The following is a 13,214-nucleotide window of genomic DNA, read 5'->3' on the forward strand; positions in this document are numbered from 1 at the left end:
GCGCCGGGGCCAGGTCCACGCTCCGCTGGCCGCCCGCCCCAAGCGGCTGAGCTCTTGGAGAACTCCGGTCGAGCTCTCACCCCCACGACCTGAGCAGGGAGCGACACCCTCCGGCCGGGGTCGGGGCTCCAGGCGGGTTAACACCCCCCGGGGCGCCGTGAAAGACAGCCTCCGGGGTAGAGAGACCAACGGGACCAGTCCGCCGCACGAGGAGGATCCGCACCCGTGTTCACCATGCGACCCGCCACCGCCCACGACACCCCCGCCGTGGCGTCGATGATCACCGCGCGCTGCGCGTGGATGGAACAACGCGGCCTGGAGTCCTGGCGCGAAGAGGTCGACGACCTCGCCGGACAGGCCGCGCGCGGCTTCATGTGGGTCCTCGCGGCCGGCGACCGCATCGTCGGCTGCACCACCGTCCTCACCCAGGCGCTCCCCCGGCAGTGGACGCGCGAGGAGGCCGGCGAACCGAGCCTGTACCTCTTCACCACCGCGACCGACCCCGCCTTCAGACACCACCGCCCGGGAACCCTCATGGCCCTCTGGGCGGTGGACCGCGCCGCCCGGCAGGGCCGCCGGTGGGTACGCCAGGGCTGCTTCTTCCCCGAACTCGCGGAGTACTACGAATCCCAGGGGTTCTCGCTGGTCAAGGAACAGGAAGGCGGCGCGGGCCGCCGCCTCTACCTCCTCGCCCGCCGCGCGGAGCGCCTCGACCTCGCGCACCTGGGCCTGGGACCGACGGCGGCCCCTCCCCTCCAGCGGAGCCGCCCCCCGGAGCCCCGTCGTGCGCCCACGGCTCCAGGACCCTCGAAACCGGTATAGTATGGCCGGTATAGTTATTGATCGCAGGAGAGAGGCGCCCCATGGTTGAGATCCTGACCCGCACCGAGGTCTCCCGGGCCAGGGACACGGGCGCCCTGGTCGCCCGCATCCTCCACACGCTGAAGGACCGCGCCGCGGTCGGCACGAACCTCCTGGACATCGACCGGTGGGCGCAGGCCATGATCGTCGAGGCCGGGGCGGACTCCTGCTACGTGGACTACGCGCCGTCCTTCGGGCGCGGGCCGTTCGGCCACTACATCTGCACCGCGGTCAACGACGCGGTGCTCCACGGGCTGCCGCACGACTACGCGCTGGCCGACGGCGACCTGCTGACGCTCGACCTCGCGGTGTCCCTGCGCGGCGTGGCCGCCGACGCCGCCATCAGCTTCGTCGTGGGCGGATCGAAACCCGCCGAGAGCGTCGCGATGATCGAGACCACCGAACGCGCGCTGGAGGCGGGGATCGCCGCCGCCGGGCCCGGGGCCCGCATCGGGGACATCTCCCACGCCATCGGCGCGGTGCTGCGCAAGGCGGGGTACCCGATCAACACCGAGTTCGGGGGCCACGGGATCGGGTCGACGATGCACCAGGACCCGCACGTCCCCAACACCGGGCGGCGCGGCACCGGGTACAAGCTGCGCCCCGGGCTGCTCCTCGCGCTGGAGCCGTGGGTCATGCAGGACACGGACGAGCTGGTGACCGACGCGGACGGCTGGACCCTGCGCAGCGCCACGGGGTGCCGCACGGCGCACAGCGAGCACACGATCGCCATCACCGAGGACGGGGCCGAGATCCTCACCCTCGCGCGGTAGGCGGACCCGGCCGACGGGCAGTCGGCGGCCGGGCGGTGGGTCCTGACGGACCCGTGCCGTGCGCCCGGCGCCGCCATCGGGTCCGTACCGGTCTCACACGGGGGCCGGGCGGACCAGCACGTCGTAGGTGTCGGTCGTGCGCTCCAGCTCCACGCCCAGCCCCCGGGCCCACGCGTCGAGCCCGGCCTGGGCGTCCCGGCCGTCGCGGTCGTCCTCCACCACCAGCTCCAGTTCCAGGAACACCCCGGCCGCCTCGACCTCGTCGACGCACACGCCGATCGGCCCGGCGGACCCGGTGCGGCGGGTCTTGACGATGCGCACGGCCGGGACGTAGCCCAGGGCGGTGAGAACGCCGTGCATCGCCTCCCGGTCGGCGACGGCCGTCTCCTGCTCCGCGCACTCCATCGCGTTGGCCGCGGGGGTCTTGGCCGTGACGATGTGCGTCCCGTCCTGGGTGCGCAGGCGGGCGAAGGTGAAGCCCGCCTTCCCCTGGGACGGGTCCCAGCCGCGGGGCGCGTACGCCTGGTCGTCCTGGCGGGCGGGTGCGCCGAGCACGACGCCGGCCGCCCCGAGGGCGGCCACCAGCCCCCCGAGGTCGCCCACGCGGTACTTGGTCTCGATCTCCCGCCGCACGCCGGGCCCCCCGCGTCTCGCCGCCACCGTCCCGGCGAGCGTACCGGGGCGCCGCCGCGGCGTCCGGTGGTTCGCGGGATCGGGACCGGCCGGAGGGGTTCACCGCCGGGGCCCCACCGGCGTCGCCCGGCCCGGAACGGGGGCGGCGCGACGCCGGTGGGTCGGCCCTGCCCGGTATCCCGTGCGCCGCGCGTCGGCGGGTTCTGCGAAGCTGTGCCGCACAGGCCGGACCGGCACAAGGAGGCCCCGGGTGAAGGCCGCACGCCACCCCTCACAAGCGCTCCCCGCACGCGCACCCGCCCCACCCCCCTCGAAAGCGCACCGCCCCATGCGCGCGGCCGGGCTGCGCAAGGGGCGGCGCCTGGGCGTCCCGCGCGCCATGATCGAGCGCGCCGCCGAGCGGCGGGCCGCGGGCGACTGGCTCGGCGCCTGCGCGGCCGCGGACGTGGCGGTCGGCCTGGACCTGCGGGCGCTGCGGCGCACGCACGGCGCGGAGTTCACCGGCCGGCTGCTGGACGACCTCGCGCACCTGGTCCCCGACCTGCTGCGCTGGCACTTCCCGCGCCTCTGGCACGGCGACGGCCGCCTGCTCCCCGGGCAGCGGCTGCTGCTGTCCCGGCCGGGTGGCCCCGAGGGCCCGTGGCTGACGGCGCGGCAGGCCGACCCGCACGTGTACGGGCACCGCCGGCTGGTCCTGTCGGTGGCGGAGCACTCCTGGGCGGACCTGCTGCTGGAGCGCAGTGAGTCGGCCATGCGGGTGAACCACTGGGAGAACGTCCCGCACCTGTGGGACACCTCCCGGTACCTGTGGGACTCCCGGCACCTCGGCGAGTCCCGGGAGCGGTGGGGCGGCGGACCCGGCCGCGCACCCTTCCTCGACCCCGACGGCACCCCCCGCGAACTCCCCGCCGTGGACCCCGGCCCCGACGCCGACCCCGCCAGCCGCACCGAGTGGATCGACGGCCTGCACCGGGCCGGGCTGGTGGCCGATGCGTTCCACGCGGCCGGGATCGGGCTGGACACCGCCCCGGTGGAGCGGGAGTGGGGCGCTCCGGTGGACCCGGTCGAGGCGCTCTCCTACACGCCGCTGGCGGTGTCGCGGCTGGCGCGGGAGGTGGAACTGCTGGCGGCGGCCGGGCACGGGGGCACCTTCTGGTTCCCCTACGACGCGGACGGCCGCTTCGTGGTCGAGCGCGCCCCCGGCGGCTCCGTGTCCCTGCGCCTGGAGGCGTGGACCTACTGGGAGAAGGACGGGAACGGCACGCCGGTCCTGCCCGAGGTGTGCCGCCTCCCCTCGATCGACGTGGACGTGGTCCGCGACGGCCTGTCCCCCGACGAGCTGCACCCCCTGGTGCGCGCGGCGCTCGCGCCCGGTCGCGGGCCCGCGGACGGACCGGTGGGGCCGCCCCCGGCCGCGGTGCCCGCGCCGGTCCGGGTGCGCTGCGGCGGGCAATGGCACACCGTCTCCCACGCCGAGGGCCGCCTGACCGTCCCGCACACCGCTCAGGAGCAGGAGCGGGAGGCGGCGCTGCGCGCCCTGGGCGGAGCGGGTGCGGGCTGCCACGCGGCCCGGGAGGCCTGGACCACCGGCCGGGGGCGCACGCCCCGGGCGCTGTCCCGGCTGCGCGACGACCTGTTCGACCGGGCCGAGCACGGCGACACGGACGGCGTGCTCGCCTACCTGGACGCGGGCGGCGATCCCCGGGTCCGCGACCGGGGCGGCCGGAACCTGCTGCACCACCTGCACCTGCTGGACCACGCGGCACTGCTGCCGCGCCTGCTGGCGGGCGGGGCGGACCTGGAGGCGCGGGACGGCGAGGAGCAGACCCCACTGTTCCGGGTCACCCGGCTGGACGGCCCGGCGGACCTGGCCCGCGCGCTGTTGGAGGCGGGCGCGGCCACGGAGGGCATCGGCGGCGAGAGCCGCCACGGGGAGTCCTTCGAGGATGCGGTGGAGGCGCGCCTGACCGGGGACCCGGACGGCGTGTGGTCCGGCCTCGTCGGCGGGTTCTCCGCGTGACCGGGGACACCCGTCATCGGGGGCGCGCGGCACCGGGCGGACCGGCGGGAGCCGCGACCGGGCGGTACGGGCGGCCCGCGGACCGGAAGGCAGCACACGCGACCGGACGGCAGGCATGACCGGGACGGACGCCCGGCCGGGCGGACCGGTGGGTACGCGTCTCCCGGAGGCACACGCGACCGGGCGGACCGGGTGACCCCGGAAAAGGGGAGGCGCCGTACCGGCGTCCTCCGGGACGATGCCCCCGACCCCCTCCACCGAGCACCGGCAAGGAGCCCGATGACCACCGCGCCGCACACCGCCGGCCCGCACGTCCCCGGCACGGACCCCGAAGCGCTCGCGCGGCTGCGCCGCGTCCGCCGCTACGCGGTGCCCCGGGCGGTGATCGGGCGCGCCACCGAGCGCCGTCTCGCCGGGGACTGGCACGGCGCCTGCGCCGCCGCCGGGGTGGACGTGGGGATCGACCTGTACGCGGTGCGCCGCACGCTGGGCGCGGAGACCGCCGACGCGGTCCGCGCGGACCTGCTGCACCTGGTCCCCGACCTGCTGCGCTGGCACTTCCCCCGGATATGGCACGAGCCCGCCGCCCTGGCCCCCGCGGCCGTCGTCGTGCTCTCCCGGCCCCTGGGCGACCGGGGCCCGTGGCTGTTCGCCCGGGTCCGGGGCAAAGGACCGCACGAGTCCCAGCGCATCCTCCTCGAACTGGGCCCGGGGCCGGGGCCGGAGGGGTCACCGCACGAGTCGCTGCCGTGGACGACCTCGCGGTACCTGTGGGACTCCCGGCACGTCCACGAGACCCGGGAGCGGTGGGGCGGGAGCGCCGACCGCGCACCCTTCCTCGACCCCGACGGCACCCCCCGCGCCCGACACCTGCTCCCCACCGCGAACCCCGGGCCCGACGCCGACCCCGCCACCCGGACCGAGTGGATCGACGGCCTGTACCTGGGCGGCCGGGTGGCCGAGGCGTTCGCCGCCTCCGGTTTCGCGTTCGACCCGGAGGACTTCGCCGAAGGCGACCTGTCGGCCGCCCCGAACCCGCGGCTGTCCCCGGGGCGGCTGGCCGCGGAACTCGTCCGGCTGCACGCCGCGGGCCGCTCCGGGCGCATGCACATCCGGTCGAAATGGAACAGGGGCCTGCTCATGAGGGGGGACGCGGGCCGCCCCCGCATCAAGACGACCACCGGCTTCCCCTTTCCGCCGACCGGAGCGCCACCGGCCCCGGAGGCGCTGTGGACGAGGTCGGCGGACATCGACGCGGTGCTGGCCGGGGTGTCGCCCGACCACCTGCACCCGGTCGTCCGCGACGCCCTGGCCCCCGCCCGGCCGCCCGCCGACGGACCCGTCGGACCGCCGCCGTGGGGTCCGGAAGGCCCGGTCCGGGTGCGCTGCCGCGGGGAGTGGCATACCGTCACGCTCACCGGCGGCCGGCTCGCGGTGCCGCACGACGACCGGGAGGTCGCCCGGGAGGCGGCGCTGCGCACCCTGGGCGGTGTCGGCCAGGGCTGCTTCACCGCGCACGAGGCCTGGACCACGGGGCGCGGGCGCCTGCCCAAGGCGCTGCGGCGGCTGCGCGCGGACCTGTTCGAGCGGGCCCGCAACGGCGACACCGACGCGGTCCTGGCCTACCTGGACGCGGGCGGCGACCCGCGCCTGCGCAACGGCGAGGGGGAGACCCTGCTGCACCGGCTCCTCCACCTGGACCACGGGGTGCTGCTCCCCCGGCTGCTCGACGCGGGTGCGGAGGTCGACGCCCGGGACCACGCCGGGTACACCCCGCTGGGCCGGGCGGCCGCCTCCGGCGGTGACGCCTCCGTACTGCGGGCGCTGGTCGCCGCCGGGGCCCGCCCCGGGGGCGTCGCCCCCGGGGCGGGGCCGCGCGACCCCGCGCCGCGCGGTCTCGCGGACCTCCTCCGGTGGCGGGCGGAGCTGGACGGCAGGACCGGCCGGCCGCGGCCCCTGGACCTGGAGGACGTGGAGGACCTGCTGTGACGGGGTCCCGCGGGGTCCCCTCCCGCCGGCGCCTGGCACACGAGGAGGTCCCGGAGTGGAGGTTCCCGCTGTACTCCGTGCCGCGGGCGATGATCGGGCACGCCACCGGGCGCCGCCTGGCCGGGGACTGGCGCGGTGCCTGCGCCGCCGCCGGCGTCGAGGTCCGCCTCGACCCGGACCGGGCCCGCGCCGACCACGGCGGGGAGTTCGCCGACGCCCTCCTGGACGACCTGCACCACCTGGTCCCCGACCTGGTCCGCTGGCACTTCCCCCGCTCCCACTTCTCCCCGGACCGGGGGGCGCTGCGCTCCCTGTCGGTGGTGACCCTGTCCCGTCCGGGGGCGGGGCCGCGGCTGGCCGTGCTCGGCCCCGACTGGCCGCAGGAGGAGCCGCCGTACCTGGTCTTGGACCTCATCGGCGAGGAGCGCACCGTCCCCGTCCCCGGGGCCTCCTTCGGGGGGCACCACCCCTGGGAGGACCGGCGGCACCTGTGGGACTCCCGGCGCGTCCACGAGACCCGCGGGCGCTGGGGCGGGAGCGCCGGCCGCGCGCCGCTCCTGGAGCCCGACGGCACCCCGCGCGCGGCGGAGGACCTCCCCGCCGCCGACCCCGGCCCCGGCGCCGACCCCGCCACCCGCACCGAGTGGCTCCACGTCCTGGGGCGGAAGCCGGAGGGCCGCGCGGCGGCCATCGCGGCCGGCGGCCCCTGGCGGGTGCCGCGCGACCTCGCCGCCGTCCTGGCGGGCATGTCCCCGGACCACCTGCACCCGCTCGTCCGCGCGGCGCTCGCCCCCGCCCGGCCGGTGGACGGGCCCGTGGGGCCGCCGCCCTGGGAGCCCCCTCCCCCGGTACGGGTCGACTGCGGCGGGCGGGAGCACGGGGTGGCCCTGCGCGGCGGCCGGATGTCCGGTCCGCACACCGAGCAGGAGCACCTGCGCGAGCGCTCCCTGCGCGCGCTCGGCGGCGGGGAGGGCGGGTGCTTCGCGGTGTCCGAGGCCTGGCGCCTGCGCCGGGGGCTGCCCCCGGAGCTGGAGGCCCACCGGGCGGAGCTGTTCGAGCGCGTCCGGCACGGCGACACGGAGACGGTGCTGCGCTACCTGGCGGCGGGCGGGGACCCGCACGTCCGCGGCGAGGAGGGCGAGACCCTGATGCACCGCCTCCTCCTCGTGGACCACGCGGTGGTGCTGCCCCCGCTCCTGGCCGCCGGAGCGGACGTGGACGCGGTGGCGCCCGGCGGGGCCACCCCGCTGTACCTCGCCGTCCTGTACCGGGGCGACATCGCGCTGGTCCGGGCGCTGCTCGCCGCCGGTGCGCGCCACGAGCGGATCGGCGACAGGCGCAACGGGTTCGGTCCGCTGGCGGACTTCGTCCGCGAGCGCCTGGCCGCGGCGTGGCACCCGGAACGGAGCACGTTCCGCGACGCCGGGCCGTGGACGGACCTGCTGCGCGACCTGGAGGAGCCCTCCGGAGGCGCACCGTGATCCCGGCGTTCCGCGCTCCAGCCGGCCCGCGCTGACGCGGACCGCCCCGCGCCGCGGTCGGGCGGGCCGCCGAGGTCCCCGGCCGGGGACCGGCGCGGCGCCGGTGCCGGCGCTCCCGGACCCGGCCCGGGCCCGTTCCGTCACCCCCCTTTGGGAGGATTCACGCACGAGCGCGGGAGTGACCGCGGTGCGAACTCCGAGCCCCCGACGACCATCGGAAGAAGACGTGACCATCACCGACACACCGGCGCCGCTCGCGGCCGCCGACGCCCTCACCCGGCAGCTCCTGGACCGGCGCAGCGAGCCCGCCGAGAGCCCCCAGCTGGAGGCGCTGGCCCTCGCGGTCACCGCCAACCTGCCCGTCCTGCTGTGGGGCGAGCCCGGCATCGGCAAGTCCGCCGGGCTGGAGCGCCTCGCCCTGGAGCTGGGGCTGCCGCTGGAGACCGTGATCGCCAGCGTCCACGAGCCCTCCGACTTCTCCGGCCTGCCGGTGGTCGGCGACGACCCGGCCCGCGACGGGGTGCCCATGGCGCCCCCGGCGTGGGCGGTGCGGCTGGCCGCCCGGGGCACCGGGCTGCTGTTCTTCGACGAGCTGTCCTCCGCCCCGCCCGCCGTGCAGGCCGCCCTGCTGCGGGTGGTCCTGGAGCGCCGGGTCGGCAGCCTGGAGCTGCCCCCGGCGGTGCGGATCGTGGCGGCGGCCAACCCGCCCTCCAGCGCCGCCGACGGCTGGCACCTGGCCCCGCCGCTGGCCAACCGGTTCGTGCACCTGCGCTGGACGCACGACCCCCGCACCGTCGCCCGCGGCATGACCGGGGTGTGGCCGGCGGCGACGATGCCGCTGGTCGCGCCGGACCGGGTGTCCACGGCGATCGCCCGGGCCCGCGGCGTGGTGTCCGGCTTCCTCACCGCGCGGCCCGGACTGGCGCACAGCCTCCCCGAGGACGCGGAGGGGCGGGGCGGCGCCTGGCCCTCGCCGCGGACCTGGGAGATGGTGCTGCGGCTGCTGGCCACGGCCGGAGCCGCGGGGGCCTCCGCCGAGGCGAGCGCCGCCGCGGTGGTCGGCGCCATCGGCGACGGCGCCGGGCTGGAGCTGCTCTCCTACATGGAGGAACTGGACCTGCCCGACCCGAACCGGGTGCTCGCCGACCCGGGGGCGTTCGCGCTGCCCGAGCGGGGCGACCGCCAGCTGGCGTTCCTGACGGCGGTGGTCTCGGCGGTGCGCAGCGAGCCGAGCCGGCGCCGCTGGGAGGCGGGGTGGCAGGTGCTGGCCAAGGCCGTGGAGGCGGGGGTGCCCGACGTGGCCGCCCGCGCCGCCACCGACCTGGCGACGATGCGCGACCCGGGCTGGCCGGTGCCCGCGGACATCGACGCGTTCGTGGACCTGCTGCGGCTGTCCGGCGCGCTCCCGGGGAGCTGACGCCGTGGAGACCGCGGAGACCGTGGAGGAATCCCCCCGGCTGGACCGGACCAAACTGCTGGCGGCCCGCTACCGGGCCGCCAAGGACCGCCCCTACCTGGCGTCGGCGCTGTACTCGCTGACGGTGGTGGAGAGCCGCCGGGTGCCCACGATGGGGGTGGACCGCCGGTGGCGGTGCTACGTGTCGCCCGGGTTCGTGGCGGCGACGACCGTCCCGGAGCTGGCGGGCGTGTGGATCCACGAGGTGTCCCACCTGCTGCGCGACCACCACGGGCGCAGCGACCGGCTGCCCGCCGCCGACCAGCGCGACCACCTGCGGGTGAACATCGCGCAGGACTGCGAGATCAACGACGACATCCTCTCCGACGGGCTGGAGCTGCCCGGGGGGACGATGAGCCCCGGGCGGTTCGGGATGCCCGACGGGCTGATGTTCGAGGCGTACCTGCGGCTGCTGCCCGAGGAGGTCGGGTCCGCCGACTGCGGGTCGGGGGCGCACGGCGTGGAACGCCCGTGGGAGGAGGGCGGCCACGGCGGCGGGGTCGGCGACGTGGAGGCCGACGCGCTGCGCCGGGCCACGGCGGAGGCGATGCGCTCCCACCGGCGCGCCCGGGGGAGCCTGCCCGGGGGCTGGCAGCGGTGGGCGGAGGAGATCCTCCAGCCCACCGTGGACTGGCGCCGGGTGCTGGCGGGGGCGGTGCGCGAGGCGCTGGCCTGGGCCGGGGGCGCGGTGGACTACACGTACTCGCGGCCCTCCCGGCGCAGCGGCGCGCTGCGCGGGGTGGTGCTGCCGAGCCTGCGCCGCCCGATGCCCCGGGTGGCGGTGGTGGTGGACACCTCCGGCTCCATGGGCGACGACGACCTGGCGGCGGCGCTGGCGGAGATCTCGGGCGTGCTCAAGGAGGTGGGCGTGGGCAGGGAGCGGGTGTCGGTGCTGGCCTGCGACGCCGACGTGCAGGCGGCCCGCCGGGTGACCTCCGCCGACCAGGTGGAGCTGCTGGGCGGCGGCGGGACCGACATGCGGGTGGGCATCGAGGCGGCGCTGCGCGCCCCGCAGCGCCCGCAGGTGGTCGTCGTGCTGACCGACGGGTACACGCCGTGGCCGGCGGAGCCGTCATCGGCCCGGGTGGTCGCGGCGCTGATCGGGGACGCCCCGCCCGAGCCCCCGCCGTGGATCGAGTCGGTGCGCGTCACACGGTGAGCGGGCGGCCCCGGTCCAGGGCCGCCCGGCCACCGGGTACCGGTCACCCGGTGACGAGGGTGACGGCGGCCACGGCGACGCCGGGCTCGTCGCAGACCAGGTAGAGGTCGCGGACCCCGTCCGCGGCCGGGGCATCGCCCGCGACCTCCGCGAAGGCGTAGGGCCCCGCGCCCCCGGGGAGGTCCAGCCGCGCCAGGGTCGGCCCGGTACCGGGGTCGTCGAGCACCGCCCGCAGGGTCGCGGGCCGGTCGGCGCGGGCGAGCACCCGGACGCCGGCGGCTCCGGTGAGGTCGGTGTCGCGGAACAGCAGGCGGGCGCCCGGGCCCGTGAAGCGCACCGCGTCGCCGCGCTCGGGTGAGAGCGGGCACAGCTCGGTGCCGCGCTCCTCCTCGTACCCGGCGGCCGACCAGGTGCCGCGGCGGACCGCGGGCGGCTCGCCCGGGACGCGCAGCGGCGCGGTCCCCCGGATGTCGGCGGCCGAGCGCCCCACCAGCACCTCCCTGGGGGCGTCCTCCACGGTGAAGCGCTCGCGGACGGTGTCCCAGCGGGCCAGGTCGGCGGTGTCGAACGCGACCTCCACGACGGCCTCCTCCCCCGGCTCCAGGCGCAGCCGGGCGAACCCGCGCAGCGCCCGCACCGGGACCCGCACCCGCGAGGCGAGCTGGCGGGTGTACACCTGCACGACCTCCTCCAGCGGCCGGTCCCCGGGGTTGGCCACCGGCACCCGCACGGTCACCCGGCCGCCGTCGACGGCCGCCTGCGGCTCCCCGTAGACGGGCTCGGCGTACCCCAGCCCGTGGCCGAACGGGAACAGGGGCTCGCCCTCGAAGTACAGGTAGGTGGCCCCGGACCCGATGACGTCGTAGTCGAGCAGGTCCGGCAGGTCGTCGGCGGAGCGGTACCAGGTCTGGGTGAGGCGCCCGGCGGGCTCGGCGTCGCCGAACAGCACGTCGGCCAGGGCGCGGCCGTACTCCTGGCCGCCGTGCGCGGACCACAGCACGGCCGGGACGGCGTCGGCCGCCCCCGTGAGCGCGAAGGGGCAGCCGCTGCTCACCGCCAGCACCGTGGCGGGGTTGGCCGAGCGCACCAGCCGGACCAGGTGCCGCTGGGCGTCGGGGAGTTCCAGGTCGGCCCGGTCCTCGGTCTCGCGCCCGTTGACCATGGGGTGGTCGCCGACGACCACCACGGCGGCGTCGGCGGTGGCGGCGGCGCGGGCGGCCTCCAGGGCGCCAGAGGACACCCGGTCGATCCAGAACGGGCAGGCCGCGCCGGGTTCCCCGACCAGGGCCAGCACCCCGTCGGCGCGGACCCCGACCCGCCGCCCGGTGTGGACCTGGACCAGGTGGAAGGGGCCCTCGGGGCCGCCCGCCGAGGTGGCCTCCTCCAGGCGCAGGGTCTGGCGCACCTCCCAGCCGCCCGGTCCGGGGGCGGTGCAGGCCAGCGCCCCGTCCGGGCCCTCGTCCAGGTGCAGCCCGGTGCGCTCGGAGCGCAGGGTGAACGCCCCGCCGCCCCAGTCCAGCAGGGCGAACGCGTCGCCGTCGCCGGCGGCCAGGCGCAGCGGGCCCTCCTGCGGCTCGACGACCGCCGTCACCAGGGAGGTGAGCCGGATGCGGTCGGCGCCGTCGTGGTGGACGACCTCGACGCGCTCGGCGACGCCCTCCCGGGCGGTGACGGTGTAGGGCGGGGTCCCGCTGTACCAGTCCGCCAGGACGGTGTCGGCGAGCGGCCCCACGACCGCGACCCGGCGCACGCCGCGCAGCGGCAGCACCCCGTCCTCGTTGCGGAGCAGGACCAGGGAGCGGGTCGCGGCCTCCCGGGCCAGGGCCCGGTGGGCGGGGGTGTCCAGGGAGCCCTCGGGGGCCGGCCCCGGGTCGAACTCGCCCAGGCGCAGCCGCACGGAGAGCACCCGGCGGACCGCCCGCTCCAGGTCCGCGTCGGTGAGCAGCCCGCGCCGCAGGGCCTCGCGCAGGTGGGCGAGGGTGTCTTCGGGGCGGTCGTCGTCCTGGGTGAAGGAGTCCAGGCCGGCCCGGACGGCGTGGGCGTAGGCGGTGGGCCCGTCGGGGTGGAAGCCCTGGAGGCCGAAGAGGTTGCCGGGGGCCATGGCGTCGCTGACGACGAGGAGTTCGTCGGGGGCGGCCGTGCGCAGCGCCTCCCCGATGAGCGGGCTCAGGTGGGCGGGCCGGCCGTTGACCAGGTTGTAGGAGGGCATGACCGCGACGGCCGCGCCGGAGCGCAGGGCGGGCAGGTAGGCGGGCAGCTCGTATTCGTGCAGCACCCGCGGCGGCAGCCCGCTGGAGGTGGTGCACCGGTCGGTCTCGTTGTTGTAGCCCAGGAAGTGCTTGAGGGTGGGCGCGGTGCGCAGCCGCGGACCGTCCCCGGCCAGTCCGCGGGCGTAGGCGGTGGACAGGAGCCCGGTGAGCCACGGGTCCTCCGACCAGCCCTCCTCGTTGCGGCCCCAGCGGGGGTCGCGCAGCGGGTTGACGACCGGCGCCCACACGTTGCGCCCGGCGCCGCGCCCGCGGGCGGCCAGGACCTCGTCGGCGACCGCCTCCCCGACCCGGCGCACCAGGTCCGGGTCCCAGGTCGCGGCCAGGCCCAGCGCCTGCGGGAAGACGGTGGCGGTGCCCAGCCAGGCGAGGCCGTGCAGGGCCTCGGTCCCGGTGCGGAACGCGGCCAGGCCCAGCCGCGGGACGGGCGCCTGGTACTGGTGCAGCAGCCCGAGCCGCTCCTCGGTGGTGAGGGCGGCGACCAGGGACTCCAGGCGCTCCCCGTCCGGCCGGGGCGGATCGGTGTCTGCGGGGTCGGTGACCGGGTTGCTCATGGGGCGTCCGTCTCTCCCGGG

The 13,214-nt window shown here is 77.7% G+C and carries 9 protein-coding genes; 7 read left to right on the forward strand and 2 right to left on the reverse strand.

Annotation, left to right across the window (positions count from 1 at the left end; translation table 11 throughout):
- The first annotated feature begins 225 nt into the window (after positions 1 to 225).
- Both BUE45_RS17990 and map read left to right on the forward strand, forming a co-directional pair.
- The gene (locus BUE45_RS17990) at positions 226 to 822 is read left to right on the forward strand and encodes a GNAT family N-acetyltransferase (protein ID WP_245833333.1); all 597 of its coding nucleotides are present in this window, start codon (positions 226 to 228) and stop codon (positions 820 to 822) included.
- A gap of 41 nt (positions 823 to 863) precedes the next feature.
- Positions 864 to 1,634 carry a type I methionyl aminopeptidase gene (map, locus tag BUE45_RS17995; protein WP_073380519.1) on the forward strand — a complete coding sequence of 257 codons (771 nt, stop codon included), beginning with the start codon at positions 864 to 866 and terminating at the stop codon, positions 1,632 to 1,634.
- Positions 1,635 to 1,727: 93 nt separating this feature from the next.
- Here the strand turns inward: map and BUE45_RS18000 are convergent, their stop codons facing one another.
- On the reverse strand, positions 1,728 to 2,294 hold the full coding sequence (locus BUE45_RS18000; RefSeq protein WP_245833334.1) for a class IV adenylate cyclase: 567 nt from the start codon (positions 2,292 to 2,294) through the stop codon (positions 1,728 to 1,730).
- 301 nt (positions 2,295 to 2,595) lie between these two features.
- Between BUE45_RS18000 and BUE45_RS33875 the strand changes: the two genes are divergently transcribed.
- The 5 genes from BUE45_RS33875 (at position 2,596) to BUE45_RS18025 (ending at position 10,372) form a co-directional block, all read left to right on the forward strand.
- Positions 2,596 to 4,287 (forward strand): hypothetical protein, encoded by a 1,692-nt coding sequence (locus BUE45_RS33875; RefSeq protein WP_073380521.1) that lies wholly within the window; start codon positions 2,596 to 2,598, stop codon positions 4,285 to 4,287.
- Positions 4,288 to 4,566: 279 nt separating this feature from the next.
- Positions 4,567 to 6,276, forward strand: a complete 1,710-nt coding sequence (locus tag BUE45_RS18010) for an ankyrin repeat domain-containing protein (RefSeq protein WP_073380522.1) — start codon at positions 4,567 to 4,569, stop codon at positions 6,274 to 6,276.
- Positions 6,273 to 7,757 (forward strand): ankyrin repeat domain-containing protein, encoded by a 1,485-nt coding sequence (locus tag BUE45_RS18015; protein ID WP_073380523.1) that lies wholly within the window; start codon positions 6,273 to 6,275, stop codon positions 7,755 to 7,757. The genes BUE45_RS18010 and BUE45_RS18015 overlap by 4 nt, the downstream gene beginning before the upstream one ends.
- A 226-nt stretch (positions 7,758 to 7,983) precedes the next feature.
- Positions 7,984 to 9,174 (forward strand): AAA family ATPase, encoded by a 1,191-nt coding sequence (locus tag BUE45_RS18020; RefSeq protein ID WP_073380524.1) that lies wholly within the window; start codon positions 7,984 to 7,986, stop codon positions 9,172 to 9,174.
- A gap of 4 nt (positions 9,175 to 9,178) precedes the next feature.
- Positions 9,179 to 10,372, forward strand: a complete 1,194-nt coding sequence (locus BUE45_RS18025) for a vWA domain-containing protein (protein ID WP_245833335.1) — start codon at positions 9,179 to 9,181, stop codon at positions 10,370 to 10,372.
- 43 nt (positions 10,373 to 10,415) lie between these two features.
- Here BUE45_RS18025 and BUE45_RS18030 read toward each other — a convergent pair whose 3' ends face one another.
- Complete coding sequence (locus tag BUE45_RS18030) at positions 10,416 to 13,193, reverse strand: glycoside hydrolase family 3 protein (RefSeq protein ID WP_073380525.1); 2,778 nt, start codon at positions 13,191 to 13,193, stop codon at positions 10,416 to 10,418.
- Positions 13,194 to 13,214: the final 21 nt, after the last annotated feature.

This window comes from Nocardiopsis flavescens (assembly GCF_900141985.1).
Taxonomy (GTDB): Bacteria; Actinomycetota; Actinomycetes; order Streptosporangiales; family Streptosporangiaceae; genus Nocardiopsis; species Nocardiopsis flavescens.